Source organism: Actinomyces oris, assembly GCF_006546825.1.
GTDB lineage: Bacteria > Actinomycetota > Actinomycetes > Actinomycetales > Actinomycetaceae > Actinomyces > Actinomyces oris.
On sequence record NZ_VICC01000003.1, the window covers coordinates 11,374 to 35,764 of the forward strand.

The window sequence follows — 24,391 nt, forward strand, 5'->3', positions numbered from 1 at the left end:
AGCATTTCCCTCCCCACCCCTAGCACATGACTTTCCACGTCATCGCACCATTGCCACCACAATTCTCCGAAACATTGTGCATTAATGAAGCGCACCCCGCATCCGCGCCCATGAGCTCATTTCCCTCTCGGTCCTCCTCTGACAGCCTCATGGATCCTCTGAGGCGCTGAATCATCTGCTCACTGAGAAGTCGGCCTGATGTCCGGACTCGTGCCCCACTGCTATTGCGAGCCGGCGCGGACCCGAGTCTCGACCGGCGTTCGGTGATTCCTGGGGGATCATTTCTGCCTCGATACGAGCGCCCATCCGCGGGCGCGGGTGCGTTGCTCCCAGAAGCTGCGGTAGGGCCCCTCGACGGAGACAAGCTCATTGTGGTGTCCCCGCTGAGCAATGCGCCCGGCGTCGTCGAGGACGATGACCTGGTCGGCGGCGGCGATCGTCTCAAGCTTGTGGGCAATGACGATGAGGGTCGAGGTGCGGCGCAGCTCCTGCATCGCGGCGACGATATTGGCCTCGTTCTCGGCGTCCAGTGCGCTGGTGGCCTCATCGAGCAGGACGATCGGGGCTCGTTTGAGCAGGGCACGGGCGATGGAGACGCGCTGGCGCTCCCCACCGGACAGGGCCCGCCCGCCCTCTCCCACGCGCGTGTCCCAGCCATGGGGCAGGCGGTCGACGATCTCCGTGACGCCGGCGAGGTCCGCGGCCCAGCGCACCTGGGCGTCGTCGGCCGCGGGGTTGCCGATGCGGATATTGGCGGCCAGGGTGTCGTCGAAGAGGTAGACGTCCTGGAAGACCATGGAGAGCTGCTCCATGAGCTGGGAGGTCGGCATGTCGCGCACGTCGGTGCCGCCGACACGCACGGTTCCCGAGTCCACATCCCAGAAGCGGGCGACGAGGCGGGCGATAGTCGTCTTTCCGCTGCCGGAGGGACCCACGATCGCGCACATGGTGCGTGCCGGCACCTTCATCGAAACCCCGGTCAGGACGGGCGCGTCGGGGCGGTAGCCGAAGACGACGTCGTCGAGCTCGACGACGCCCGGCTCGGGCAGCGAGCTGGGCACCTTGGGCTCGGCCATGAGTTCGGCGTCCATGACGGCATCGAGGTGGTTCATCATCTGGCGCCGCTCCTCCACACCCATGACGGCGGCTCCGATGTCGTCGAGCATGGTGGTGAAACGCAGGCACATGCCGATGACGGCGATGGCCACCAGCGGCTCCATGGCACCGGAGGCGGCCAGTGAGGAGGTCAGGACGATCATGGCGACGACGACGATCTGGCTCAGCGCGCCGTTGACGAGGTTGCCGGCGGACTCCCACCACAGGGCGTGCCTGGAGGCGCGTGCCCCGTCGTCGAAGGCGGCAGTCAGGCGGCTGTAGCCGGAGGCTGCCCGACAGGATCGCAGGGCGCCCTGGCAGCGGGCGATCTCGACGATGCGGGAGGCGAGCTCGCGCTCGGCGGGCTCGGAGATGGACTTGCCACGGTCCAGCAGACGGCGCGAGAGGCGCACGAATCCGGCGAACAGGGGCGCGGCCAGCGTCAGCAGGAGCCCCAGGCGCCAGTCCCAGGCCCAGGAGCCGACCCCGACGACCACGCATGCAGCAGCAGTGGAGGTGAGCAGGTACATGAAGTGGGCGGCGGACTCCCCCAGGGCCACCATCTCCTGGCTCACAGCCCGGGACAGGGTACCGGCGGAGTCCGCGGTGAACCAGCGCAGGGGCAGGCGCGCGATCCGGTCGCCCACTGCGTGGTGGACGTCGTGCATGAAGCCCAGCGCCCCCGACATGCCCAGGCGCCGCCCCTGGAAGTCACAGACGGCCGCACCGAGACCGAGAACGACCAGCACGACGAGCCAGCCACCGAAGGACAGCCCCCATCGGGGCGCACCGGTCGCCAGAGCCACTGAGGCGGGCAGCAGCACCAGCAGCGCCAGTCCCACCAGGACCCCGTTGACTCCCGCCAGGGCGATGCACCCTCGGGTCTGTCTCCAAGAGGAGTCGGTCATGAGTCGGCGGAAGCGGGACAGCAGGGAGTTCGCCGGCCGAGAGGACCCGCCGGGGGTGGAGGGCACCGGACGCGTGGCCCCCGTCCGCCCATCCCGGTCATCGACGCGGGAGGGCGACGTCGCCAGGACCCTGCCGTCAGCCACACTGTCGGCCACACCGTCGTCCGGACTGTCAGCCGCGCCGTCAGCCACACTGTCGGCCACACCGTCGTCCGGACTGTCGGCCGCACCGTCGGCGAGTGCGGGGTCCTCCGTCCTGGTGGCGGTCTCGTCACCGTCCACCTCCGTGGCACCTTCGATCTCGCCGGCCTGGCGTAGCAGAGCCCGGTAGTGGGGCTCATCGGCCAGGTCATCGTGGGTGCCGGCGGCGACGATGCGTCCGCCGTCCATGACGGCGATGCGGTCGGCGCCGCGCACGGCGGCCGGCCGGTGGGCGATGACCAGGACGGTGCGGTCCTTGACCAGGGCGCTCAGTGCCTGCTGGATCTCGGCCTCGGACTCGGGGTCGGCCATGGCGGTGGCCTCGTCGAGCACGATGACGGGGGTGTTCAGCAGGATGGCGCGGGCGATGGCGATGCGCTGCTCCTGTCCACCGGACAGTGCCGTGTCCTGCCCCAGGACGGTGTCGTAGCCCTGTGGCAGCGCCATGATCTCCTCGTGGATGCGGGCCACGCGGGCGGCGGCGCGCACCTGCGCCAGGTCGGCCTCGGGGCGCCCGAGGGCGATGTTCTCGCGCACGGTGGTGGCGAGCAGCTGGGCGTCCTGGAGGACGAAGGAGACGGTGGAGTACAGGGTGGACTCGTCCATGTCCCGCAGGTCCACCCCGCCGATGCGGACGGCTCCGGCGTCGGGGTCGGCGAAGCGGGCGATGAGGGTGGCCAGTGTCGACTTGCCCGAGCCGGAGGGGCCCAGCAACGCGGTCACGGTTCCCGGTTCCAGGGTCAGGCAGGCGTCGTCGACGGCGAGGACCTCCCCGTAGGAGAAGGAGACGTGGTCGATCTCGACTCGCTCCGCGCGGGGCTGTGCGGGCCGGTCGGCGGCGGGCAGGACGGGGGTGTCGAGGACCTCGCACAGGCGCAGGGCTGCCGCGCCGGCGAGCTGGTAGGACCAGGAGATCGAGGCGATGGTGATGAGGGCGGCGGGCAGGACCAGGGCGACGAGGGTCGTGGCCAGGACCTGGGGCAGGGTGACGGCCCCGGCGTGGATGAGCAGCGCCCCACCGCCGAGGTTGACCAGGAGCAGCACGGGGATGGAGACCCAGGTGAAGGACAGGCAGGTGACGGTCACCAAGGGCATCGCCCAGGCGCGGTAGAAGGCGGAGAACTCGTCCGCAGCGGTGAGGTAGGCCGAGTGGGCGCGTCCCACGCGTCCGAAGGCCTTGACCACGCCGATCCCGGAGACGAACTCGACCATGGCCGAGGAGATGGCGGCCAGCTTGCGGTCCATCTCCACGGTCTTCTCGTTCATGCCGCGCATGGACACCGAGTAGGTGAGCACGTAGAGGACGAGTGCGGAGACGGCCAGCAGGGCCAGGCGCCAGTCGATCCAGAAGGCGCACCCCAGCAGGGCCAGCGGGGTGACGATGGCGTTGAGGCGCTCGACGGGGCCGTGGGCGATGACGGTGTGGACGAGGGTCGTGTCGTCCTGAACGGCCTTGCGCAGGCGCCCGGAGGTGGAGGCGGTGAACCAGGACAGCGGGGCGTGGGAGATGCGCGCAACGATGTCGCGGCGCAGGCGGTCGCGCAGGGACAGGTCGGCCAGGTGGGTGATGAGCAGCGCCAGGAAGTACAGCAGCAGGCGGGTGGAGTAGGCGCTCACGAGCACCATGACCACGCCTGACACCTGCTGAGGATCCGGGCTCAGGCCCGTCCGGTGGGCGCGCAGCAGGATATCGCCGAGCTGGACCAGTGCGATGTAGGGGGCCACCGACAGGACCGCGGAGAGCAGGACGAGGGCCTGACCGATCCGCAGGCGGGTGCGCACGGGGGCGCCGAGGCGGGCGATGGCTGCCTGCCCCTCGCGCGAGCGCTGGGCGTTGCCCTGAGGGGGCGGCTCAGCTGCGTCGTCAGGCGCTGCTGCACCGGCTGAGGGCGGCGACGACGGCGCGGGCGATGGATACGGCGAGGCTCCCGGAGCTGACGACTGTGTCCGCGTGCTCATCAGGTATCCCAACCTTCCGTCGACCCTAATTCTGAATGGCTTTCAGAACTTAGTGAGGTCCACCTTACTCTCGCCGCTGAACCTCGGGCAACAGCTCGCACGGACCATTACGGTGCTGCCATGACACGATCTGCGCGACTGGGCCGACCGACCGGACCGAGACCGGGCTTCTCGCGCGACGACGTCGTCGATGCCGCCCTCGAGATCGGCATCGCGGAGTTCACGCTCACGGCGGTGGCCAAGCACCTGGGAGTGGCGGTCTCCGGGCTGTACCGCACGATCTCCTCGCGCGAGGATCTGCTGGCCGCCTGCCTGGAGAGGATCGCCGCCGAGGTGGAGACTCCGGGCGCCGGGAGGCGCTGGCCCGATGCGGTGCGGGCCCACGCCGAGGCCATCTGGGCGATGCTGGAGCGCTACCCCGGCCTGGCCGGAGTCATCATGGGGGTGCCGTGGGCCCACCAGCTCTTCGCCACCCCCGTGGCTCAGGCGTGCCAGGTCCTGGTCGACGGCGGCCTGGGGGTCGAGGAGGCCGGGGTGGTCCTGGACTTCGTCGGCGACACCGTCATCTCCACGCACGCGCAGATCGAGGTCATGCGCTCCCCCGCGGCCCCCTCGGGGCTGGGCGGCCCCACAGGACTGGAGGAGACCAGCCGGTTCGCGGCCGCCGCCGGGAACCCTCCCCTGCCCGAGGCGCTGACGCCCAACGAGAGCTGGCTGGAGCGCGGCGGCCTGGACCGCAAGATCGAGATCATCATCCGGGGAGTGGCCGCCGGCCTGCCCCCGAGCGCAGCGGATACGGGAGGGAAGTCGGCCTCAGGGGGCGACGTCAGTGGGCGACGCTGACGTCCAACGGCATCCCCGAGTCCGGGGCGAAGTCCATAGGGCTGGGGGCGACACCGGCCCGCACGGCCGCTGACCCCAGGGCTGCGATCTGGGCGCCGTTGTCGGTGCAGAAGCGCAGTGGAGGCAGGCGCAGGGTGATGCCGGCCTCCTCGCAGCGCTCGGCCGCCAGGGAGCGCAGGCGGGAGTTGGCCGAGTACCCTCCCCCGACGACGAGCGTGTCGCAGCCGGTGTCCAGGCAGGCCCGGACCGCCTTGGCCGTCAGGGAGTCGTTGACGGCCTCGGAGAAGGCGGCACAGACGTCAGCACTGGGCACCTCCTGGCCGGAGTCCTCCAGGGACTCCACATAGCGGGCCACAGCGGTCTTGAGGCCGGAGAAGGAGAAGTCGTAGCGGTAGCGCTCCTTGTCCTTGCCCGCGGCCAGCCCTCGAGGGAAGCGGATGGCGCCGCGGTCGCCCTCCTGGGAGAGCCGGTCCACGTGCGGGCCGCCGGGGTAGGGGAGGCCCAGGAGGCGGCCGACCTTGTCGAAGGCCTCGCCGGCGGCGTCGTCGAGAGTGCCGCCGAGCTCGACGACGTCGGTGGCGACGTTGCGGATGCTCAGGAGGTTCGAGTGGCCGCCGGAGACGATGAGTCCGACGAAGCGCTCCGGCAGGGGGCCGTCGACCAGCTCATCGACCGCCAGGTGGCCGATGACGTGGTTGACGCCGTAGATCGGCCGGTTCAGGCTCGCGGCCAGGGCCTTGGCGGCGGAGATGCCGACGGTCAGGGAGCCGATGAGTCCGGGGCCGGCGCACACGGCGACGGTGTCGACCTCACTGAGGTCGACACCGGCCTTCTCCAGCGCGGCGTCGAGGGTTGGAAGGAAGGACTCCAGGTGGGCGCGTGAGGCGATCTCGGGGATGATGCCGCCGAAGCGCGCGTACTGGTCCATGGAGGTGGCGGTGACATCGGCGAGGAGCTCGCGGCCGCGCACGAGGGCCACGCCGGTCTCGTCGCAGGTGGACTCGATGCCGAGAATGAGGGGGTCGCTCACGGGGCCAGACTATCGCCTGGAGAGACGGACGCCGAACAGGCGCCTATCGAGGCCTCGGGTGCCGCATCCTTCGTGGCGGCCTTGATCGATGCCGGCGTTCCGCTGGCACTGGTGACCTCCGCGCCGATCGAGCTCATGCGGGTGCGCATGGAGGATGCCGGCGTCCCCATTCCCCCAGTGGTCGTCTCCGCCGGCGACGTCGAGCGCGGTAAGCCCGATCCCGACCCCTACCTCAAGGCCGCCGAGCTCCTGGGCGTGCCAATCTCCTCCTGCCTGGTGCTGGAGGATGCTCCCTCCGGCTACACCTCCGCCCGGCGCGCCGGCGCACAGGTCCTCCTCGTGGGCGACGGCGTCCCCGAGGCCGGCTCGCACGTCCCACGCATCGCGGACTTCACCGGGATCACCTTCACCATCCATGAACGCCGAGCCGGGCATGTCTTGCGGGCGGGGACATTTCACGCAGCCGGGCGCGTGTCGTTCCGGGCGGGGCCATTCGACGCCGTCGGGGACAGCAATCCTGTCACCGTACGCGCCACATGCCCCCGCCCGGAAGAGAGTGCCCCCGCACGCGCAGAAAGTCCCCACCGGCGTGCGCTGGTAAAAGGTATGCACGTAGAACACCACCGAGCCGGGCACTTTTCGCGACCCCCGACAGAATGTCTGGAGGACGACGCGAGAAGTGCCCGGCTCGGTATGGAGTGAGGCAGGTGGATCAGTGGGCGTGCTGGCCCTTCCACAGGGCGTGGCCGAGATCCCGGTTGAGGCGCGAGATGACCTCGAGCGGAACCGACTTGGGGCACACGGCCGCGCACTCGCCGATGTTCGTGCAGCCGCCGAAGCCTTCAGCGTCGTGCTGGTTGAGCATGCTCACCACGCGAGCCAGGCGCTCGGGCTGACCCTGCGGCAGCAGACCCAGGTGCGAGATCTTCGCACCGGTGAACAGCATGGCCGAGGCGTTGGGGCACGCCGCCACGCAGGCACCGCAGCCGATGCAGGCGGCGGCCTCGAAGGCGGCGTCGGCCTTCTCCTTCTGCACGGGCACCGAGTGGGCCTCCGGGGCCCCACCGGTGTTGACCGAGATGTAGCCACCGGCCTGGACGATGCGGTCCAGGGCGGAGCGGTCCACGATGAGGTCGCGCAGCACCGGGAAGCCGGTGGAGCGCCACGGTTCGATCGTGATGGTGGAGCCGTCCTTGAAGGAGGGGTCCTCCGCCAGGTGGCGCATGTGCAACTGGCAGGTGGTCGAGCGGATGGGCCCGTGGGCCTGCCCGTTGATGACCACACCGCACTGACCGCAGATGCCCTCACGGCAGTCGGAGTCGAAGGCCACCGGCTCCTTGCCCTCGGCGAAGAGCTGCTCGTTGAGCAGGTCGAGGACCTCGAGGAAGCTCATGTGCTCCTCGATCCCGCTCATGGCGTACTCCTCGAAGTGGCCCTTCGAGTCCTTGTTCTTCTGGCGCCAGATCTTGAGCTTGATGTTCACTTGTAACTCCGCTGCTTGAGCTCGATGTCCTTGTAGACGAGGTCCTCCTTGTGGAGGATCGGCGGCTGGTTCTCCCCGCCCCACTCCCAGGCGGCGACGTAGAGGAACTCGTCATCGTGCCGCAGGGCCTCACCCTCGGGAGTCTGGGACTCCGCCCGGAAGTGGCCACCGCAGGACTCCCGCCGGTGCAGGGCGTCGATGCACATGAGCTCGGCCAGCTCGAAGAAGTCCAGCAGTCGGCCGGCCTTCTCCAGGGCCTGGTTGAGCTCGTCGGCCTGGCCCGTGATGCGGGCGTCGCGCCAGAACTCCTCCTTGAGGGCCCGGATCTGCCCAATGGCGTCGCGCAGCCCGGCATCGCGCCGTTCCATGCCGCAGTACTCCCACATGATGCGGCCCAGGGCCATGTGGAAGTCGTCCACGCTGCGGGTGCCGCGAAGAGCCATGAGGCGGGCGACGCGCTCCTCGACGGAGCGCTTGGCCTCGGCGATCTCCGGGGCGTTGGGGTCGACCTTGCCCAGGCGCAGCATGTCCGCCAGGTAGTTGTTCATGGTGTCGGGCAGGACGAAGTAGCCGTCGGCCAGCCCCTGCATGAGGGCGGAGGCACCCAGGCGGTTGGCGCCGTGGTCGGAGAAGTTGGCCTCTCCGGCGATGTAGAGGCCCGGGACGTTGGACTCCAGGTCGTAGTCCACCCACAGGCCACCCATCGTGTAGTGCACAGCGGGGTAGATGCGCATGGGGACCTCGTAGGGGTCATCCCCGGTGATGCGCTGGTACATCTCGAACAGGTTGCCGTAGCGGGCAGAGACGGCGTCCTTGCCCAGGCGGTTGATGGCCTCGGAGAAGTCCAGGTAGACGCCGCGACGCATCATCCGCTCGTTGCCGTTGGCGTCGCGCTCCTTGATGGCCGGTCCCACGCCGCGACCCTCGTCGCACATGTTCTTGGCCTGGCGGGAGGCGATGTCGCGCGGCACGAGGTTGCCGAAGGCCGGGTAGATGCGCTCGAGGTAGTAGTCGCGCGCCTCCTCGGGGATGTCGCGCGGGTCCTTGTCGCAGTCCTCGGCCTTCTTGGGCACCCAGATGCGTCCGTCGTTGCGCAGGGACTCACTCATGAGGGTGAGCTTGGACTGGAAGTCCCCGGACTGCGGGATGCAGGTGGGGTGGATCTGCGTGTAGCAGGGGTTGGCGAAGTAGGCGCCCTTGCGGTGCGCGCGCCACACGGCGGTGGCGTTGCAACCCATCGCGTTGGTGGACAGGAAGAACACGTTGCCGTAGCCGCCACTGGCCAGCACGACGGCGTCGGCCAGGTGGGTCTCGATCTTCCCGGAGACCATGTCGCGGGTGACGATGCCACGGGCGCGACCGTCGACGATGATGAGCTCGACCATCTCGTGGCGACGGAACTCCTTGACCGTGCCGGCGTGCACCTGACGCTCGAGGGCCTGGTAGGCACCGATGAGAAGCTGCTGGCCGGTCTGGCCGCGGGCGTAGAAGGTACGGGAGACCTGCACGCCTCCGAAGGAGCGGTTGTCCAGCAGACCGCCGTACTCGCGGGCGAAGGGGACACCCTGGGCCACGCACTGGTCGATGATGTTGGCGCTGACCTCCGCCAGGCGGTAGACGTTGTCCTCGCGGGCGCGGTAGTCACCGCCCTTGACCGTGTCGTAGAAGAGCCGGTAGACGGAGTCGCCGTCATTGCGGTAGTTCTTCGCGGCGTTGATGCCGCCCTGGGCGGCGATGGAGTGCGCCCGGCGAGCCGAGTCCTGGTAGAAGAAGACCTTGACGTTGTAGCCCTGCTCGCCCAGGGAGGCGGCCGCGGCGCCGCCGGCCAGGCCGGAGCCGACGACGATGATGTCCAGCTTGCGGCGGTTGGCGGGGTTGACCAGCTTGGCCTCGAACTTGCGCTGCTCCCAGCGCCGGTCGATCGGGACGGAGTGGGGGGCCTTGGTGTCGGCGATCTTCTCGCCCTCGTAGTACAGGCCGTCGATGAGTTCAGTCATAGTCGTTCACTCTCAGTGGGTCGCCGTAGCACACTCGGCGAAGTGCTCGGCGGAGGAGCCGATCGCGTCACAGAACTGCGGGTAGTAGTCGCCAGTGGCCATGGGGGCATCGACATAGCCGAAGAGGATCGCCGTCGGAACAGCCATGAAGGCGGCGAACAGCGCGAAGGCCAGCACGAAGGCGATCAGCCGGATGAAGGGGATGGTGTTTCCGCGCACCGCGCCCAGCGTCTGCAGGGCAGACCACACGCCGTGCCACACGTGCAGGCACAGGGCGGCCAGAGCGACCGCGTAGATGAGCCACACCCACCACAGCTGGAAGCCGTAGTACATGTTGAGGTAGGCCCGTCCGTGCACGTAGTGTCCCCCCGGCGTCAGCGACAGGGTGGTGTACTGCAGGATGTGCCAGATGATGAACAGCAGGAGGATGACGCCGCCCCAGCGCATGGTGCGCATGGCGTAGCGGGAGGCGAAGTACTCGGCGCCGGGCTTCTTGACGGCGTACTTGTCGTTGCCGCGGGCCCGCTTGTTGCGCGCCCACAGGTGGAAGGCGCTGCCGGCGTGAGCCAGGAGGCAGGCGATGAGAGCCAGGCGGAGGATCCACAGGACACCGCCGTAGGGCATGATCGGCACCAGCAGTGCTCGCAGGAACACGGCGTAGTGATCGTAGGCGACCTCACCCTCGAAGTAGTGCAGGTTGCCGTAGGCGTGGAAGAGGACGAAGAACAGGAACACCAGTCCCGAGATCGCCATCATGCGCTTCATGAAGACGGTCGTGGAGAAGGCGGTCCGCCTCTTCAGGGAAGGAGCAGATGTTTTGGCCACGGCAGAAGGCTAGCCGGGCACCAGGTCCCGTAGGTGCCATCTGCGGCCCCACCAGCGACGTTGGTGTGACGATCCGCGGAATCCTGGGGATCTCACCGGGTCTCGATTCGTCATTCAACGCCGCGGAATATGCTGACGCCACCGTCTGGGGCCGCCTTTTCGTCACGGGGGCGTCAGACAAATCTGTGAAGTGGCCGACACTCGTCGCTTGTCCTCCCGCGGCCCGTGTTTATCTCCGGTTGCTGCAGCATCCATCTGCTTCTTCAGGCCCAGCGCAATCCGTCCAGTCGGACTCTGGAGCTTGCTCCCGGTGAGTCGCCCCACGGACTCAGGCCTCGCCGGGCTCACCGGCCTCGGCCCCCACCGGCCCCGGGCGCGGGCGCAGGGTCAGCCGCATGACCACGGCGTCCTCCGGCGGCGCCTGGTAGTAGCGGCGGCGCCGGCCAATGGGAACGAACCCGTGCCTGGTGTAGAGCCGCTGGGCGGTCTCGTTGGACTGACGCACCTCCAGCAGGACATCGGGGCAGCTCACCTCTCGGGCGGTGGAGACGAGCTCGGTGAGCATGAGGGAGGCGATCCCTCGTCCGCGCGCGGCCGGGATGGTGGCGATGGTCAGCAGGTCCGCACTGGTCAGCCCACCGGCGTGGTAGAGCCCGGCGTAGCCCAGGAGCCGTGGCCCGTGCGACCCGGTTCCAACAGCGCGATCCGCGGCGTCATAGGCGTCACCGTCGCCATCGCTCTCTTCGGACTCGACGACGACGTAGCGGCGGTCCGCCATCGGCCCGTGGGAGGCCTCCAGCTCGGCGGCCAGCAGGTCACGGCTCCAGGCCTCGGCTCCGAAGAGCTCGCCCTCGAGTCGGGCGACGGCCTCCAGGTCCCCCGCCGCCATCTCCCGCAGACCTGGGGCCCGGCCCGCTCCGGTCGCCTCGGGCACCTCAGTGTCCTTCTTCGCCCCGGGGTCAGCGCACGCGCTTGCGAGCGGCAGGCATCTGCACGTCGGCGTGGCGCAGGTAGAGCGGCTGCGTGCTCAGCTGCTCGCCGCGCTCGAGGCGGGCCAGGGCGATGCGCACCTGGGTCAGGGCGTCGCCGGAGACGGGGGCCAGGGCCTTCTGGCAGGAGGCCATCTCCGCCAGCTCGGGGTAGAGGGAGGCACCGGAGCCGGCCACGACGTCGATGTCTCCACTCCCCCCGCCCGGTCCCGGTGCCTGCTCGGCGAGGCGCTGGGCGACCTGGGCCGGAGAGCAGACGATGATCTCGGTCAGGCGGGTGACGTCGTCGGGACCGTTGGCGCGGAAGAGTGCCGTATAGACCTCGCGCCTGCGGGCGTCGGTGGCGACCAGAACGACCGGCCCCGTCTGCCCCTCCTGGGCTCCGAGCTCGTCCAGGGCGCGGCGGGCGACGGCGTCGAGGCTGGAGACCCCGTGGACGGGGACGCCCCGGGTGCGTCCGACGACCCCCGCCGTCACCAGCCCCGCACGCAGCCCGGTGAAGGGGGCCGGCCCGGTGGCGGCGACCACGGCGTCCAGCGGGCGCTCGGCCGCCTCGGGAGCCGACAGGGCCCGGGAGAGCATCTGTCCGAGGGACTCGGCGTGACGGCGGGTATCGGCCTGTTCGTCCTGGCTCAGCACCTGCAGGGCGCGTGCTCCGGCGGCGGAGGGGGCGGCGTCGACGACCGCGAGCTGAGTCCCCAGGGAGGAGTCGATGGAGAGGATTCGCACCGGACCAGCCTATGCCCTCGGGTCTCGCGGCAGGTTGACGCGGCTCTCGGGGATCGTGTCCCCCAGGGTCTCACCGGCGGTCGCATCGGCGTCGTCATCGGCCCCGTCCCCCAGGAGGGACAGGTCGATGGCGGCGCGGGGGATGCCCCGGCGTACTGCCGCCCCCTGGGTGTCGGACTCGTCCCGGCTGAGCCGGTCGGCGCGCTCGGCCATGTCGGCGCGGTTGCGGGCCTGGCGCAACGGGGCGGTCACCTTGCGCTCGTGACGGACCGTGATGATGACGGTGATGATCCCGACGACGACGACCGCCAGGACCGGGCCCCAGATCGCCCAGCCCCCCGTGGTGGAGCGCTCCTCGCTCTGCCCTGCGGAGGTCTTGGGCTTGGACCCGGCGCGTTCACGCAGGATCTCTCCGTAGTCGCGCAGCTCGATGGGGCCGGCCAGGCGCCGCGTGGCGGCCTCCCCCATCGCCGTCACCGTGGTGCCGTTCAGCGAGTACCAGGCGTTGGCGTTGCGGTCGTGGACGAGGTGGGCCTCGCCCATCTGGTCGACATCGGTGGCCAGGTCGTCGTCGAAGACGGGGGTGCAGGTGGCGTGCCCCTTGTCATGGACCACCTCGAGAAGACCGACGGACTTGCCGCCCGAGGAGACGGTCGCGGCCCAGTCTCCGGTGTCGACGGGTTGGGCGGAGGGCTGGGATCCGTCGAGGAAGCCGGAGGCCCAGGTGTAGACGCTGCGCGGATCACCCACCGTGATCTCGCCCTGCTCGCCAGTGCTCTGACGCACCTGCGCCACGCACTCGCTCTCCATGAGCGTCTTGGCCTCGTCGCGCGAGTCGGCGTCGGCTGGGACACCCGCCACGCCGCCGGCCGATGTGATCGGCACGGGGCGGGGGCCGGTGTCGGCAACGGCTCGGGCCGGCCCCGGGGTCAGGAGGCAGACACCCAGGAGCGTCGCCGCCGCAGCCGGCAGGAGCAGGCGCCGAGGACGCCGGGAGCGCTGGGCGGCCCGGATGGGGATGGCGTTGCGGACCGGCGCCACGGTGGTGGGAGTGTTCACAGCGGCGCTCCCGGCTGGCAGGAGGCGTCTGCGGCCAGTGGGCTCAGGTCGACGTCGGCCCAGCGCGGACCGACGGCGCGCACGATGATCGTCCGGTTGCCGTCGTCGACCTCGCCGAGGTCCACGACCGGCTCCCCGGCAACCGAGCCGGCGGGAGACTCCGCCCCGGCGGGGGCGTCCTCGGGCTGCGGGTGCTCGGCGCGCACGGCTCCGTGGGGGCGCAGTACCTGGATCTCCAGGCGGTCGGGGCTCAGGGCCTCGACCTTCTCCTCGCCCCACTCGACCAGGGTGACGGCCCGTTCCAGGGAGGAGTCCAGGTCAAGGGCGTCGATCTCCTCCAGGGAGGTGATCCGGTAGGCGTCCACGTGGATGAGGTCGGGGCCGTCGGACAGGGCGGGGTGCACGCGGGCGATGATGAAGGTGGGTGAGGAGACCCGGCCGCGCACCTCAAGGGCTGCGCCGATGCCCTGGGCGAGCGTGGTCTTGCCGGCCCCCAGCCCGCCGGAGAGCATCACGAGGTCACCGGCGCGCAGCAGGCGGGCCAGGCGGGCCCCCAGTGCCCGGGTCTCGTCGGCGTCGCCGGTGGCGACGGTGATCCCGGGGGCGGTCTGCGGTGTGTGCGGCGCTGGGCTCATATTCCCTCCTCTTCCGTGCATGGCTCCGATGGTGGAACCGGCCGACCCGGCGGGGACCGGCGATATCCGACGTCTGCCGTCTAGGGTCGAGAGTAGTCGCCGGTGCCGGGTTCCCCGATGTAGCAGCGCGGGACACGAGCTCCCAACCGGGTCACGATCTCGTAGTTGATGGTGCCGCAGGCCTGCGCCCACTCATCCGCGGTAGGGACGGCTTCCTGGTCTGATACCTCGGGGGCTCCCCAGAGCACGGCGGTCTCCCCGACCCGGGCCGGTGCCGGCAGGGGCGCGCCGGTCTCGTCCACGGCCGGGCCAAGGTCGATAACCACCTGGTCCATGCACACCCGCCCCACGATGGAGGTCATGAGGCTGCCGACTCCCACGGGACCGGCGGAGCTGGCGGCGCGCGGGATGCCGTCGGAGTAGCCCAGGGGCACGAGCCCCACCCAGCGATCAGTGGGAGCGCTCCAGGTTCCCCCGTAGGAGACGGCCTGCCCGGCCTCGATGCGCTTGACCTGCACCAGCGGGGACTCCAGGCGCATGGCGGGCCGCAGCCCGAGCTCGGCGCCGGTGGCCACGGAGGGGTCGGGACTCAGCCCGTACAGGCCGATGCCGGCGCGCACCAGGTCCATGCGGGCCTGCGGGTGCCACAGGAGTCCTCCAGTGGCGGCGAGGTGGTGAGTGGGTGGGTTGAGGCCGGCGGCGAGGACGACCTGCTCGGCCTGCCGGTAGCGCTCCAGGTGCTCCTCGGTGGAGCCGCTGGCCGGCTCATCGGCGCGCGACAGATGCGACCACAGGCCGACGACGTCGACCGTTCCCTCATCCTCGGCCCGCCTCAGCGCGGCGGCCAGGGCGGGCAGCTCCTCGACGGTGGCGCCGCCGCGCGACATGCCGGTGTCGACCTTGAGATGGAGACGCGCCACCCTCCCCTGCGCCCGGGCCGCCGCCGACAGGGCCTCGAGCTGGGGCAGGGTGGAGACCGACAGGTCCAGGTCGGCCGCCAGGGCGGCACGCAGGGGCGAGTCCTCGGCGGCCGCACGATCAGGCTCCATGACGGGCAGGAGCCAGGTGAGGAGCCGGGGGGCCTGCGAGGCGGACTCCCCCGCCGGGCGGCTCACACCGGCCTCGTCCAGAAGGGCACGCAGAGTCAGGGCCTCGGCGAGCTGGGCCACCCCCAGCCAGGAGGCTCCCGCCGACAGAGCCGTCAGAGCGACCGGCCCCAGCCCGTGACCGTAGGCGTCGGCCTTGACCACGGCCATCCACGGCACGCCCGCCACCTGTGCCAGGCGCCGCCCGTTGTGGGCCACGGCCGCCAGGTCGACGACGGCCCGCGAGGTAGTGGCCGCCGGCGGTCGCGCGCACTGGGCGACTGCCGGGCGCGGAGCGGTGGACGGGGGCATTGCGACTGAGTCCGGGGAGGTGGTCACGGCGCGATTGTCGCACTGGGGCCGGTAGCGCCGCTGTTTCCTGGCGCACGCCTCCGGTCAGGAGTCCTGACGGATACCGCGTGGCTGACGCGTCTCAGGCGTGGGGCACCGCCTGGAGCCAGTTGAGCTCGAGGCGGGCCGGGCCGAGGGCAACGGCAATGTCCAGGGCGGCGATCGGGTGCCCGCCGGTCCCCGCTCCCCCGGCGCCCTGCGGGCTTGCTGCGGCATAGGCCCCCGCGAGCGCGTGCAGTCTGACGCCGGCGGCCACCGAGTCGACCAGCGCGTCCAGGACCAGGTCCGCCCCGGAGGCGTCCGGCGCGCCCTGCTCCCAGCGGGCGGCCGCGCCGGCCAGGACGGCTCCGAGGATCCCGGCCAGCACGTCCCCGCTTCCGGCGCTCGCCATCCAACCGGGTCCTCCGTCCACACTGACCAGGGGGCGCTGCGGCGCGGCGATGAGGGTGGTGGCCCCCTTGAGCAGGACGGTGGCGCCGGTGCGGCGGCAGAGCTCGCGGGCGGCGAGCCCCGGGTGGGCCTCGACGCGCTCGCGGCTCCAGCGACAGGTCTCCTGCGCCGGCGTCCCCTGATCCTCCAGCGCGATCAGCAGCGCGGCGGCCTCTCCAGCGTGCGGGGTCAGCACGTGCAGCGGCGTGCAGCTCAGGTCCTCGGTGAGGAGCTCGGGCAGGATGCTCAGGGCGCCGGCGTCGACGACGGTGGGGACCCGGGTGGGGCACTGCCGGTCCTTGCCGCAGGGACCCAGGGTGGAGGCGAGGACGGTCCGCACCTCATCGGCCCTGGTGGCGTCAGCGGGGTCGATGCCCGGCCCCAGGACGAGCGCCTGAACGCGTCCGGCGGCGGGGACCACCTCGGGGCGGGCGGCCAGGACGAGGTCCTCCACGCGTCTGGGGGCGGACAGGCGCACCATGCCGGCGCCGGCGCGTACCGCGCCGCTGGCGGCCAGGACGGCGGCGCCGGGGTAGGACTCGCTGCCGGCCCACAGGCCGACCACGCCGCGGGTGTACTTGTGGTCGCCGGGGCCGGGCTCGCCAACGGCGCGGGTCAGGTAGTCGCCCAGGGCGCCGTCGACGGGGCGGCGGGCCAGGGGCCGGCTCGTGGGCGCGGGCAGTCCGAGGGGGACGACTTCGACGACGCCGCACAGGTGCCGGGCCGGGGGCAGGCACTGGCATCCCTTGAGGCAGGTGAAGGTGACGGTATGGTCGGCGGCCAGGACCGGGCCACTCACTGTGCCGTCGTCGACGCCGGTTCCGCTGGGCAGGTCGACGGCGATGACTCGCAGCGGGCGGCGCCCCGGCTCTCCGGCGGCGATGAGCGGGGCGATGAGGGCGGCGGCGTCAGGTCGCAGCGCCCCGGTGGCGCCGATGCCGGTCAGTCCGTCCAGGACGAGTCCGCCGTGGACGAGGAAGGCCTCGATAGCGGTCATGGCCTCGGCGGAGTCCTGGCCGGTTCCGTCGTCGCTGCGGTAGCCGGCGCCGTGAATGGTGACGCCGTGGCCGCGGGCCTCCTCCAGGGCGACGGGATGGGGGTGCTCGGTGGCGAGCACGGCGCTGACCGCGCAGCCGCTGTGGGCGAGCAGACCTCCAGCCAGGAGGGTATCGGCCCCGTTGTGTCCACCGCCGACTAAGAGGAGTACCGGGGCCCCGGAGATCCATCCGAGGCCGGTCTGCATCCCCGCCGCCTCACCTGTTCCTCCCAGCGGCGTCGCCGGGGACAACGGTGAGGCTGGGGTGGCGGCCGCCCCCATGGGGCTCATCGAGGTCAACGGCGCCGGAACCGGCCGGGCGGGGGCCACCGCGGTGCCCGCGGTGCCGGCTCCTTGGCGCAGCTCACGCAGTGCCGCCCGGGCTACCGCGTGGGCGGCGGCTCTCATGTAGCGGTCAGTGCCTGCGGTGACGGGGGCCTCCGCGGCCGCTATCTCCTGAGCAGGCCAGGCGCAGGTGGTGGGGTCGGTGACGTCGTGGGAACGCGGGAGGTCGTTGAGGTCACTCATCCGTCCCATTGTCCTCCGCTCCGCTCTCCTCGCCCCTCCAACACGGCTTTGAGACGGGCAGTTTCACAGAGCAAGACCTCGCGGGTGGCCGCCGGCCCGCATTGCCCGTCCGCGGCCAAGCGCCAAGAAGTTGTCTCTTCCAGAATTGGTGGCGCGTTCACCCCTCGCGCTGCCCGCTCACCCGGCACAATGGCCGAGTGATCCGCGCTGTAGGGACCGACCTGGTTGATATCCCCCGCCTCGAAGGCTACATGGACCGGGTACCCGGCCTGCGCGAGCGGCTCTTCACCCCCGCCGAGCTGGCCGCCTGCCAGAAACGGGCCGCCTCACTCGGGGCGCGCCTGGCGGCCAAGGAGGCGGTTCTCAAGGCCCTGGGTTCGGCCTACGCCGAGCTCGGACTGGACGCGCCCCAGGGCTGGGAGTACCAGGACATCGAGGTGACCTCCACGCCCGGCACCCCACCGCGCCTGCGCCTGACCGGGGCGGCCGCCATGGCCGCCCGCCAGGCCGGCATCGGCCACTGGCACATCTCCCTGGCCCACGACGGTGGTATGGCCCAGGCCTTCGTCGTCGCCCAGGCCGATCACGTCGACAACGACGACGACCTGACTCTGTCCTCTCAACGCTCACAGGCCCGCACGAAGCAGCAGATCCGGTCCCCGCGCCCAGCCCTGTAGACGACGGTGCCGAGCCCGGAATACGGGCTCGGCACCGTTGAGGGTCGAGTTAAGGGGCGAGTCGACGTCTCGGCGTCGGTCCTACTCGACGGTGACGGACTTGGCCAGGTTGCGCGGCTGGTCGATATCCAGCCCCTTGGCCCCGGCCAGCGCAGCAGCGAAGATCTGCAGCGGCACCACGGTCAGCAGCGGCCACAGGATCGTGGGAGTGACGGGCATCCGGATGATGTGGTCGGCGAAGGGCTCGACGTCGGTATCCCCCTCCTCCGCGATGACAATGGTGCGCGCGCCGCGGGCCCGGATCTCCTGGATGTTGGAGATGACCTTGTCGTGCAGGACAGGGCGGCGCGGGGTGGGCACGATGACGAAGACCGGAAGGCCCTCCTCGATGAGCGCGATCGGGCCGTGCTTGAGCTCACCGGCGGCGAAGCCCTCCGCGTGGACGTAGGCGAGCTCCTTGAGCTTGAGCGCCCCTTCCAGCGCCACCGGGAAGCCGACGTGGCGGCCCAGGAACAGGAAGGAGGACTTGTCCGCCAGCTCGGAGCCCAGCTCACGCACGCGGGCCTCCTCGTGGTCCAGGACGTGCTGGATGCGGTCCGGCATGGCGGCGAGGTTGTCCAGGTACTCGGCGACCTCGTCGGGCCACTTGTTGCCGCGCAGCTGGGCCAGGTAGAGCCCCAGCAGGTAGCAGGCGGTGATCTGGGCGAGGAAGGCCTTGGTGGAGGCCACGGCGACCTCCGGGCCGGCGTGGGTGTAGAGGACGGCGTCGGCCTCGCGGGCGATGGTCGAGCCGTAGGTGTTGACGATGGCCAGGACCTTGCTGCCCTGCTCGCGGGCGTGACGCACGGCCTGGATGGTGTCCATGGTCTCGCCGGACTGGGAGATGGCCACGGTCAGGGTCTTCTCGCTGACGACCGGGTCGCGGTAGCGGAACTCGTGGGCGAGCTCGACCTCCACGGGGATACGGCACCAGTGCTCGATGGCGTACTTGGCGACGTGCCCGGCGTAGGCGGCGGTGCCGCAGGCGATGACGATGATCTTGTCGACGCTGCGCAGAACGGCGGGGTCAATGCGCATCTCGTCGAGCTGGAGCTCACCGCGCTCGTCGACGCGGCCGCGCAGGGTGTCGGCCACGGCGGTGGGCTGCTCGTGGATCTCCTTGTCCATGAAGGTGTCGTAGCCGCCCTTGACGGCGGCGGAGGCGTCCCAGGAGACCTCCCAGGCCTTGGGCTCGACGGCGTTACCGTCCTTGTCCCAGACGTGGACGGCGTCGGCGGTCAGCAGGAGGACCTGGTCGTCGTCGACCTCGGCGGCCTTCTTGGTGAAGGCGACGAAGGCGGCGACGTCGCTGCCCAGGAAGTTCTCGCCCTCGCCCAGGCCGATGACCAGGGGACTGGAGCGGCGGGCGGCGACGATCGCCGCGGGGGCCAGGTCGGTGACGGCCAGCAGCGCGAAGGCGCCCTCGAGGCGGGCGGTGACGGCCTGCATCGAGGCGACCAGGAGGTCGGCGACCCGGGTCGGGTCGGAGGCGGCGGACGGGTCCTGGCGCAGACGGGAGGTGAAGTCGATGTCCAGGACGTGGGCGACGACCTCGGTGTCGGTGTCGGAGACGAGCTCACGCCCAGCGGCCTCGACCTCCTCGCGCAGCGGACGGAAGTTCTCGATGATGCCGTTGTGGACCACGGCGAGGTGGCCGGCGCGGTGGGGGTGGGCGTTGGCCGTCGTCGGGCCGCCGTGGGTGGCCCAGCGGGTGTGTCCGATGCCTGCGGTGGCGGGAGCCGGCGGGGTGGCCTCAAGGATGGCGCGCAGCCCGGAGAGCTTGCCCGCCTCCTTGATGACATCCAGGCCGGAGGGCCCTACCAGCGCGACGCCCGCAGAGTCGTAGCCGCGGTACTCCAGACGGCCGAGGCCATCCATGAGAACGGTCAGGGAACGGGAGGAACCAGTTTCACTCAGAGGGCCGACGTGGCCGACAATTCCACACATGCTCCGATCGAATCATGCCGGCGCGGCGTTGACAACGAGCGCAGGCACACGTCGATGTGATCTCGGCGTGATCTCTGCGTGATCCCGTTCCCCGCCAGCACCCCACAGGCGCCCCGACGGGCCCCATTCGTTCCTCGGGGATTGTCCGCCGGGCGTCTTCATTTGCGACACTGTGTCGGTGACATCCGAGCTGAGCGACCCGAGTGACCTGGGTATTCCGGGCGCCTCGCCCTACATCGAGCTGGACCGGGACCAGTGGTCCGCCCTGGCGTCCTCGGCGCCGCTGCCGCTGACCCAGGCCGATGTGGAGAAGCTGCGGGGACTGGGAGACCCCATCGACCTGGCGGAGGTCGACGCCGTCTACCGGCCCCTGACTGCCCTGCTGGAGGACTACATCGCCACCTCGCGCGAGCGGGCGCACCGCACCGGCGCCTTCCTGGGGGTGAGCGAGCCGCCCACGCCCTTCATCGTCGCGGTGGCCGGGTCGGTCGCCGTGGGCAAGTCGACGACGGCGCGTCTCATCGCCCACTTGCTCGGCCGTTTCCCGGACACGCCCCGGGTGGATCTGGTGACCACCGACGGTTTCCTGCTGCCCAACCGGGTCCTTGAGGAGCGCGGGCTCATGGCCCGCAAGGGATTCCCCGAGTCCTACGACCGTCGCGCCCTGCTGGAGTTCGTCGCGGCGGTGAAGTCCGGTAGCGAGCGCGTCCAGGCGCCCGTCTACTCCCACACGGTCTACGACATCATCCCGGACCGGCACGTGACGGTGGAGCGCCCCGACATTCTCGTGCTGGAGGGACTCAACGTGCTCCAGCCCGCCCCGCGGGGATCGCGGCCGGGGGCCTCGGCGCTGGCGGTGAGCGACTTCATCGACTTCTCGATCTACGTCGACGCCGACCCCGACGACATCCGCCGCTGGTATCTGGACCGGTTTCTCACCCTCAAGCACACGGCCTTCACCCAGCCGGGCTCCTACTTCCGGCGCTTCGCCGAGATCCCTGACGACGTGGCCCTGGCTGGAGCGAACGAGATCTGGGAGAGTGTCAACCTGGTCAACCTGCGCGAGAACATCGCCCCCACCCGAGGGCGGGCCACCCTGGTCCTGACCAAGGACGCCGAGCACCGCATGAGCCGGGTCCTGCTGCGCAAGTCCTGATTCCTCCTCGCGCTGAGACTCCAGCGGGGGCGAGCCGCCTGGGGGTGGGAGTCGTCCGCCGGCTCCTTGGAGGGGCGGGCCGCCCGCTGTCGCCGTGCAGGCCTTGGGCGCGCACTGCACGAGGGTCGGGTGCTACTGCGGGAGGGTTGGGTGTACTCCGGGTAGGTAGGACCTTCGTGCAGTGCGCACAACCCCTGGCCAGTAGATCCCCACCCTCGTGGAGTAGACCGCACCAGAAGAGGGACATGCCCGAACCGGCATCAAGCGTGCACCGTCAGCAACCCGAAGAGGGGCCAAGGATGTCCACATCGGTGACAAAAGGCCCAGACCGTTCTCGTGGTGACGAAACAAAACCGCATGATTTCAAGGTTATCGTTCACGCGACCTGGAGTTCGAACATCCCTTTGTCACCGATATGGACACCAACAGGCCGATTCCCCGAAGAGTCCAGTGCAGCACCCAGCGTTAACACCGCGGTGTCGGCACCGATTTTAATTTTCAGAAAACACTCCTATCCCACTCCTGCAACAAGGTTAACGAAGATCATCGACGGCCTTGATAAAAACCTCAGGTTGTTCAGAATGAATATCATGACCGCTTTTAACGTTGTCGACTAGAGTGCCACGAGAGAGAAGCGAGTGGACACGCGACGCATCACGATCATCCATAGCACCGAGCAGCACCCCACGACCATCATAGTAGCCCCGCATATTTGATGGATGAGCAGCATGTAAAATAATTGACGGACAGCGAACAGCCTTCAGTGTTTCCGCCTGATTAAAACCAGCAAACCACGAGAAATCATAGAAGGTCTCACCAAATCGTAAATCATAAGCGCCCGTACCATCCTGCAAGTTAGCCGTCAAGTCGAAGAACTCATTGACATGCAGCTCAGGAGGGTAGTACCAAAGGCGCGGTATTTCGCCGGGATGGCGCCTCATGTAATCGAGGGCAGGACGCTTAACAAACACATCAAAGTTCTTTTGCCCAAGAACTTGCGCAAGATAGGTGTGCTCAAGCGAGTAGCGGGTGAAATTTCGTTCACCGCTTCGCAAAAAATGATGCATATCGCGAAACCCGAGCCAGGCAAATGTCTTCTCGGCCCTTCCAGGTTCAGTCGCAAAGAATGGCGCATCCTCAATCAATAAACCAGTGACAAGCTGCGGAGCCCTGGCGGCAACGATAGTCGCCAACAGACCTCCCGAAGAGTGACCGGAGATCAAGACTGGAGACTTGATAACGTGCTGGATAAACCACACGAAATCAATCGCATTCTTGATCGCCGTATAATCTGCCGGATTTTTACTCGATCCACCATGGCCATAACAGTCGACCGCAAACACGTGATAGCGTTGAGATAGTTCTCCGAGCACCGCACTATAGTCCCTCCACGTTGTTTGTTGACCGTGGACCAACATGAGCGGCGAACCATTGGCCGGCCCCTCACCATAGTGAATGACTGAACCGCTCGGCAGCGTTACCTGCCTTTCGACAAAACCAGCACGACGAACAACCGCCTCCGCAGCCCGATCATACGTCATATTTCGATGAGCATAATAAGTCACACCCCCTCCGAGCAGGCCAAGCACGGAGCACATTATTATCAGCACACGCACCCTCTTTCGCTTAGTTTTCAGTATTGTCATGTGCCACACGATGATCTCCCTCCACATGACGAGCAGCCTGCACAAAGAACTGCGTATCCATCAAGGCGAGCCCCCGGTCGACATCGCCAATCAGTAGGAGTTCATCACCAGCCTTAATATTGAAAACCTTTCTGGCACGGACCGGAAGCGTAAGTCTTCCATCCTGATCGATCACAACGGTGCCAAATATGTATTTGCCGGGGCGATCGAGCATGGCAACAAATGAAGTGTCACCGTTGACAAGATCGTCGATCGCAACATCGAACACCTGCGCTAACCGAACACATGAGGAAATGTCGGGATTACCACCCGGAGCCTCCCACTTGGCAATGGTCTGTCGAGAGACACCAACTTTGTTTGCCAACGCTTCCTGAGTCCAGCGATGCTTTTTACGCAAGGTGGCGATGTTGCTACTAATCATAAACAAATAATAAAACAGCACACTGTGGTCGTCAATCAAACAATACAGACACAATGAGGTTTGCATGTTAAAAATAGTGGCATCCGCACCTGTTTGAATCACACCAGAACCCACTCTTCACCAGTCTGATCTGACGACCTTCCTGGGGCGGGCCACCCTGGTCCTGACCAAGGACGCCGAGCACCGCATGAGCCGGGTCCTGCTGCGCAAGTCCTGAGCGCCCGTCCCTGAAGCCACCGTGAAGGCGGTCTGAAACCGGAGGGCAGCAGACTCAAGGTCATGACAGCACAGGAGACATGCACGGCTCCGATGAGCATCCTCGTCGTCGGCCTCGGAGTCATCGGGACAACCTACGGATACCTTTTTCAGAAGGCCGGTCACCACGTCGAGCACCTGGTGCGACAAAGCAGTACGAGGGCCTCAGTCAGCTCGCTCGAGGTCGAGATCCTCGATGGCAGGCGTGACCCGAAAGGCTCGCTGTCCCAGGACCAGTACACCGTTCACCACCGGGGACACACGAGCTACGACCTCATCGTGGTCTCGGTGCCGCAGGGCAGGATCGCCGAGGCAATGGCCGCCCTCCGTACGGGTGGGATCGAGGGACCTGTGCTTCTGTTCTGCGGGTTCTGGGGAGAACGCAAGGAGCTCGACCGTTTGATGGCCGGCCGCGATGTCCTCCTGGGGTACCCGGTGGCGGGCGGGAGCATCACGGGAGAACGGCTCACCTGCTGCGTCTTCGACCACGTCATGCTGGAGCGGCACGACAAAGCCCGTTTCCCGGGCTACGAGGGGGTGGAGGCGCTGTTCGGCTCCTGCGGCATCAGCCTCGAGCACCCCCATGACATGCTCGAGTGGATCTGGCTGCATATGGCGATCAACGCCGGTGTCGGTGCCGTGGCAGCAATGTACGGCGACGTCGAGGACACGACGCGCGCCGCCGAGCAGCTCATGGGCTCTACCAGGATGCTCGCCCGGGTGGTCAAGGCGATCCGGGAAGCATCAAGGATCGTGGCCTCGCGCGGCGTTGATCTGAGGCGCTATCGCAGCGAGATGCTCGTCTATCGGCTGCCGACCGCCGTGTCCGCACCCCTCATGAAGCGGATGTTCGCCAGGAATCTCCTCACCCGACGGATCATGACACTGCATGGCAACACCGCTGACCTGTTGTTCGTGTGCCGGACCGTCTACGAGCAGGGCCGGGCCAACGGAGTCTCTGCGCCCATCTTCTACAGAAGCTACGAGGCGGCCCAAGACAAGGCCACCCGTCACGATCAGCACCTACCTGGCATGGTCCGTGAACGGAACGAAACGGCGTGAAACCGA

At 68.8% G+C, this 24,391-nt stretch carries 19 protein-coding genes; 5 read left to right on the forward strand and 14 right to left on the reverse strand.

Annotated features, from left to right (window positions below):
• Positions 1 to 278: 278 nt before the first annotated feature.
• Entirely contained in the window at positions 279 to 4,163 is a 3,885-nt protein-coding gene (locus FK267_RS03895; protein WP_141406371.1) for an ABC transporter ATP-binding protein, read from the reverse strand.
• A 120-nt stretch (positions 4,164 to 4,283) separates the two neighbouring features.
• Here FK267_RS03895 and FK267_RS03900 point away from each other — a divergent pair, with 120 nt between their 5' ends.
• A complete protein-coding gene (locus tag FK267_RS03900; protein WP_141406372.1) occupies positions 4,284 to 5,006 on the forward strand; it encodes a TetR/AcrR family transcriptional regulator in 723 nt (240 codons plus the stop codon).
• Here FK267_RS03900 and tsaD read toward each other — a convergent pair.
• Positions 4,990 to 6,036 (reverse strand): tRNA (adenosine(37)-N6)-threonylcarbamoyltransferase complex transferase subunit TsaD, encoded by a 1,047-nt coding sequence (gene tsaD / locus FK267_RS03905; RefSeq protein WP_141406373.1) that lies wholly within the window; start codon positions 6,034 to 6,036, stop codon positions 4,990 to 4,992. The genes FK267_RS03900 and tsaD overlap by 17 nt on opposite strands.
• 45 nt (positions 6,037 to 6,081) lie before the next feature.
• Between tsaD and FK267_RS13590 the strand changes: the two genes are divergently transcribed.
• A complete protein-coding gene (locus FK267_RS13590; protein WP_282958435.1) occupies positions 6,082 to 6,738 on the forward strand; it encodes an HAD family hydrolase in 657 nt (218 codons plus the stop codon).
• Between the two features lie 10 nt (positions 6,739 to 6,748).
• Here the strand turns inward: FK267_RS13590 and FK267_RS03915 are convergent, their stop codons facing one another.
• The 9 genes from FK267_RS03915 to FK267_RS03955 all read right to left on the reverse strand — a co-directional run bounded on the left by FK267_RS03915 (position 6,749) and on the right by FK267_RS03955 (position 17,182).
• The gene (locus FK267_RS03915) at positions 6,749 to 7,519 is read right to left on the reverse strand and encodes a succinate dehydrogenase/fumarate reductase iron-sulfur subunit (protein WP_003785183.1); all 771 of its coding nucleotides are present in this window, start codon (positions 7,517 to 7,519) and stop codon (positions 6,749 to 6,751) included.
• Positions 7,516 to 9,516, reverse strand: a complete 2,001-nt coding sequence (locus FK267_RS03920; RefSeq protein ID WP_141406374.1) for a fumarate reductase/succinate dehydrogenase flavoprotein subunit — start codon at positions 9,514 to 9,516, stop codon at positions 7,516 to 7,518. Before FK267_RS03920 ends, FK267_RS03915 begins: the two co-directional genes overlap by 4 nt.
• Before the next feature lie 12 nt (positions 9,517 to 9,528).
• Positions 9,529 to 10,281: a succinate dehydrogenase cytochrome b subunit gene (locus FK267_RS03925; RefSeq protein ID WP_178389488.1), complete on the reverse strand. Its 753-nt coding sequence runs from the start codon at positions 10,279 to 10,281 to the stop codon at positions 9,529 to 9,531.
• 388 nt (positions 10,282 to 10,669) lie between these two features.
• Positions 10,670 to 11,275, reverse strand: a complete 606-nt coding sequence (locus FK267_RS03930; protein WP_141406375.1) for a GNAT family N-acetyltransferase — start codon at positions 11,273 to 11,275, stop codon at positions 10,670 to 10,672.
• A gap of 25 nt (positions 11,276 to 11,300) precedes the next feature.
• A complete protein-coding gene (gene tsaB, locus FK267_RS03935) occupies positions 11,301 to 12,059 on the reverse strand; it encodes a tRNA (adenosine(37)-N6)-threonylcarbamoyltransferase complex dimerization subunit type 1 TsaB (protein ID WP_141406376.1) in 759 nt (252 codons plus the stop codon).
• Positions 12,060 to 12,068: 9 nt separating this feature from the next.
• Entirely contained in the window at positions 12,069 to 13,118 is a 1,050-nt protein-coding gene (locus tag FK267_RS03940) for a hypothetical protein (RefSeq protein WP_141406377.1), read from the reverse strand.
• Positions 13,115 to 13,753 (reverse strand): tRNA (adenosine(37)-N6)-threonylcarbamoyltransferase complex ATPase subunit type 1 TsaE, encoded by a 639-nt coding sequence (gene tsaE / locus FK267_RS03945; RefSeq protein WP_141406378.1) that lies wholly within the window; start codon positions 13,751 to 13,753, stop codon positions 13,115 to 13,117. The genes FK267_RS03940 and tsaE overlap by 4 nt, the downstream gene beginning before the upstream one ends.
• An 80-nt stretch (positions 13,754 to 13,833) precedes the next feature.
• Positions 13,834 to 15,150 carry an alanine racemase gene (gene alr / locus FK267_RS03950; protein WP_141406401.1) on the reverse strand — a complete coding sequence of 439 codons (1,317 nt, stop codon included), beginning with the start codon at positions 15,148 to 15,150 and terminating at the stop codon, positions 13,834 to 13,836.
• Between the two features lie 121 nt (positions 15,151 to 15,271).
• On the reverse strand, positions 15,272 to 17,182 hold the full coding sequence (locus tag FK267_RS03955) for a bifunctional ADP-dependent NAD(P)H-hydrate dehydratase/NAD(P)H-hydrate epimerase (RefSeq protein ID WP_141406379.1): 1,911 nt from the start codon (positions 17,180 to 17,182) through the stop codon (positions 15,272 to 15,274).
• 197 nt (positions 17,183 to 17,379) lie between these two features.
• On the opposite strand from FK267_RS03955, the gene FK267_RS03960 reads away from it, so the two are divergent.
• Complete coding sequence (locus FK267_RS03960) at positions 17,380 to 17,859, forward strand: holo-ACP synthase (protein WP_141406380.1); 480 nt, start codon at positions 17,380 to 17,382, stop codon at positions 17,857 to 17,859.
• Between the two features lie 81 nt (positions 17,860 to 17,940).
• On the opposite strand, the gene glmS is transcribed toward FK267_RS03960, so the two are convergent.
• Entirely contained in the window at positions 17,941 to 19,845 is a 1,905-nt protein-coding gene (gene glmS / locus FK267_RS03965; protein WP_141406381.1) for a glutamine--fructose-6-phosphate transaminase (isomerizing), read from the reverse strand.
• A gap of 172 nt (positions 19,846 to 20,017) precedes the next feature.
• On the opposite strand from glmS, the gene coaA reads away from it, so the two are divergent.
• Positions 20,018 to 21,001, forward strand: coding sequence for a type I pantothenate kinase (coaA, locus tag FK267_RS03970; RefSeq protein ID WP_141406382.1), 984 nt, complete (start codon positions 20,018 to 20,020; stop codon positions 20,999 to 21,001).
• 533 nt (positions 21,002 to 21,534) lie between these two features.
• On the opposite strand, the gene FK267_RS03975 is transcribed toward coaA, so the two are convergent.
• Positions 21,535 to 22,599: an alpha/beta fold hydrolase gene (locus tag FK267_RS03975; protein WP_141406402.1), complete on the reverse strand. Its 1,065-nt coding sequence runs from the start codon at positions 22,597 to 22,599 to the stop codon at positions 21,535 to 21,537.
• A 28-nt stretch (positions 22,600 to 22,627) separates the two neighbouring features.
• On the reverse strand, positions 22,628 to 23,068 hold the full coding sequence (locus FK267_RS03980; protein ID WP_141406383.1) for a helix-turn-helix domain-containing protein: 441 nt from the start codon (positions 23,066 to 23,068) through the stop codon (positions 22,628 to 22,630).
• A 309-nt stretch (positions 23,069 to 23,377) separates the two neighbouring features.
• Between FK267_RS03980 and FK267_RS03985 the strand changes: the two genes are divergently transcribed.
• Positions 23,378 to 24,385, forward strand: a complete 1,008-nt coding sequence (locus FK267_RS03985) for a ketopantoate reductase family protein (protein ID WP_070511627.1) — start codon at positions 23,378 to 23,380, stop codon at positions 24,383 to 24,385.
• Positions 24,386 to 24,391 lie beyond the last annotated feature (6 nt).